1 protein-coding gene is annotated in these 2,042 nt (G+C 36.9%); it reads left to right on the top strand.

What is annotated here, in order from left to right; genetic code table 11:
- A partial coding sequence (locus ATO12_RS24435) for a PKD domain-containing protein (protein ID WP_034247706.1) occupies window positions 1-2,042 on the top strand: 2,042 nt, incomplete at both ends.

Here is a 2,042-nt window from a genome sequence, read left to right as displayed (position 1 = left end):
TTCAACAAATCAGGAGCCAATATAACTGGCCTCTTCGCCGGGTCATATGAGTATACCATTACTGATCAAAATAATTGTACCATTAATAATTTTGGAACTCCAATAGAGGTCACAGAACCTCCTATAGGAATAGAAGTATCTGAAGTTACTGCATCACACATAGACAACATCGTATTTGGAGGTAATATCGGAGTCCTCGAAATCAATATCATCAATAATCAGGGAACACCGCTATTCAATTGGTTTAAAGAAGGAAACCCTTTCACTCCTCCTAATGGATCTACCGATACCAAATTAATCAACCTGGAAGCAGGAAACTACTCTATTGAAGTCACCGATATTGATGGCTGTATAGCAACATTAACTCAACCTATTGTAATCACACAACCAGATTTGTTAGAAATACAAAATACTACAATTACCAATGTGAGTTGCAAAGATCTCGATGATGGAAAAATTACAGTAAATGTAAGTGGAGGAATTCAACCCTACACCTACCTGTGGACTAAACAAGGAGATCCCTTATTCTCCAGACCCGATGACCCTACTATAGACGGCTTACAACCCGGTGCATATACCGTTACTATAACTGATGATAGTAATGTAGAAATATCCTCAGCAGTCTATAACATCATTCAACCAGATCTGTTAGACATTACTATCGTAAGTACAACTCCCGTGCTTTGTCCCGGTGACAATACAGGAGCGATCAATGTAGTTATTACTGGAGGAACTCCTCCCTATACCATACTCTGGCAAGATGGACAAACTACCCAGGAGATTCAAAACCTAAGTGTAGGACAATACAATATCATGGTACAGGATGCTAATGGATGTACTACAGATAAAACAATACCAGTAGTTAATCAAGATAATCAAATCCAGATTCAAAATGCTTCTTTAACTAATGTATCTGCTTATGAAGGAAATGATGGAAGAATCCAACTACAACTCCAAGGAGGGTTACAACCCTATACCATAAACTGGGTACGACTCTCTGATAATACCAATATCGGAAATACCACAGTTATAGATAATCTGATCGCTGATCAATACCAGGTTCATATTACCGATGCCAATACCTGTACAATTCAGCAAACCTATGAAATAACACAACCCGATATCGTAGATGTGACTATCAAACCATTGGTATGTAATGGGGATTGTGATGCAGAAATCGAAATTGAAGTAAACAAAGGAAATGGTAATTTCACCTATCAATGGAATACCGGAGAAACTACAGATAAAATAACAGGATTATGTGCGGGATCATATACAGTAACCATACAAGGGTTTGGAAACAAAACTTTAGTAAGAACCTATCAAATTACAGACCCTAAACCAGTCGATATTAACCTGGGAGAAGATCGGTTTATTTGTTTAGGACAAACCGCTTCATTCTCGGCACTAATCAATGATCCTAACGCAGCATATCAATGGACTGCACAAAACGGATTCGCTAGTAACTTACCTCAAATAACGGTCGATCAACCCGGAGAATATACTGTAACTGTAACTAATACAAAAGGATGTACAGCAACCAGTAGTGTAATCCTGCATCAAGTCGATGCCCAAATTAATGCAGAATTCCTATATGCAAGCCAGGTATTTACCAATGAAAAATTTGTAATCATAGATGTAACGTATCCTATACCTGATCAAATTCAGTGGGTAATGCCCGAACAAGCCTCTATAGTTACACAAAATCAAGATCTTATCGAAATCTATTTTGAAAAACCAGGAGAATATGACATCTCGATGATATCCAAACTAGGAAACTGTCAGGAAGTATTTACTCAAAAAGTGTTGGTGTTACAAAAAGAAATAACAGAGGATCAAAACCAGGATAACCAAAATCAACAATCAGGAAATATCAAGGAGTTTAGTGTATACCCCAATCCTTCTGATGGTAAATTCTTTGTAAAAGTCGCCTTAAAAGAACAAAATGATATCAGTATTAAAATATTCAACCTGGCGAACAATACTATATTAGATCAAAAAAAACAATCTGGTAAAAAACAATACGAAATACCGTTTACTCT

The organism is Aquimarina atlantica (assembly GCF_000626715.1).
GTDB classification, from domain to species: domain Bacteria; phylum Bacteroidota; class Bacteroidia; order Flavobacteriales; family Flavobacteriaceae; genus Aquimarina; species Aquimarina atlantica.
The sequence above is the reverse complement of the archived record's forward strand: the minus strand, read 5'-3'. Positions and strand labels throughout refer to the sequence as shown.